Raw genomic sequence first — 1,507 nt, forward strand, 5'->3', positions numbered from 1 at the left:
TTCGTCCGGAGTTTGCATTGATGGATCCTGTTGAAGAAAACCACAGCCTGCGGGCTGATAGATTTAAACAACAGGTGGTGCGGTTGGACGCTTACATACAATTAGCGTATGACACGAATGGAGACGAAACAATCAGGATTATCCATTCAGGTGACTATTACTCAATTTCAGTTGATCAATCCGGAGAGGTGAGGCTAGCTGGTAACGCTGGTGCTATGAGTTTTAATGGTGGTCCTGCACTTGAAGGTCTTGGCTTTAAGTTGAGGCGATTAACACTTGGTTTCTCGAGTGGTGATGGTGGCAGGTTCAACTACACAGGAACCTTTAACTTCGTAATGGGAACTCAACTTTCCGTTAGTGGCAGTATTGACGTGATTGAGCTCATAAAAAGTTGCTCTGGTCTTTTGTGCATTGCTGCCCGGTTTCTGGATGGTCGTGATGCCCAGATAGAAAGGGAGCTTCAGCAATATGTGGATTAGAAGTATGAAAGAAGTACCCGTAGTCGTTTCGGTAATACTATTGCTGGGGGGTTGTGCAGCTACTAACTCAACCCAGGGGCAGTCAGGTATCCTGTATCAGGAGTTTCGAGACTTCCAGCATCTGGTTGAGACAGACTTACCCGCTGCTAAGAAGACCAAAGTGGCCGCTGACTATGTAAAGGTTATTGAAGAGGCCGACTCCAGAATGCCCGAGGAATTCCGTAGCCCCTTCTTTGTGGATCTAGCCAACCGGTTCAGAACGGTGGACAGCCATTACGAAGATATCGACGGAAGCCAAGGGTGCCTAACCATCAATGGTCTGAACCAGGAAGGCGCTCCTGAATCGTTGTCGCTGTACTACGTTCAAGAAAAGGGCGGCTGGGTGTTTGACTACATTATGACAAGTGCTCACGAGAGTGTTCAGGAGTATTATACCGAGGCTACCTGTCCAGATGCTGGTGAGTATAGAAGATAAGACTGTATAGGCAGCTACCGTTACAGTTTGTAATTACAATGGGTGTCCGGGACAAGCTGGTAGGGTGTGCCTCCAGGGTGATCTGGTTTTTCCTAGCGCGTGGTAGTGTGTCTAACCCTGGTAGCCCGTCTTAGCGATACTGTCCTAAGTTTTGCATGTATTGTAAGGCGTGAGGAACTCAGCTGGGTGTCTGCTTAAGCCTGTTGGTACCCCCTAAGAGGCAGAATAACCATCGACGTCACCAGCCCGGGCATTGAATGACTAGCTGAGAAGCTAACTGGACAGCCATTTGAGTGAGGTTTGAAGGACCTCTGCATCCGGATGTAGAAACTCGTTTAAAGGTGAGAGGTAACGAAGGGTCGAGATCGAGGGCTAAACCGGACACCCAATTGAGTGAGGTTTGAAAGTACACTGCATCCGGAATTAGAGACTGGTTTAAAGGTGAGAGGTAAAAAAGGTATAGAGCGACAATTAACTTGTCCGGTCCAGCGACAACTATCTTGGCCGGTTGATCTGATAAGGTTTGGCACAGCAGAACGGAGGGTTCGCTGTG

Annotated in this window: 2 protein-coding genes; both read left to right on the forward strand. The window is 48.2% G+C overall.

Annotated elements, in window-relative coordinates; translation table 11 throughout:
* Positions 1-479, forward strand: a 479-nt coding sequence (locus tag G565_RS0120925; protein WP_028672538.1) for a hypothetical protein, incomplete at its 5' end; no start/stop codon positions are given.
* A gap of 4 nt (positions 480-483) precedes the next feature.
* Complete coding sequence (locus tag G565_RS0120930; protein WP_157600198.1) at positions 484-954, forward strand: hypothetical protein; 471 nt, start codon at positions 484-486, stop codon at positions 952-954.
* The last annotated feature ends 553 nt before the right edge of the window (positions 955-1,507 follow it).

The sequence above is a fragment of the Saccharospirillum impatiens DSM 12546 genome (genome assembly GCF_000423605.1).
Taxonomy (GTDB): Bacteria; Pseudomonadota; Gammaproteobacteria; order Pseudomonadales; family Natronospirillaceae; genus Saccharospirillum; species Saccharospirillum impatiens.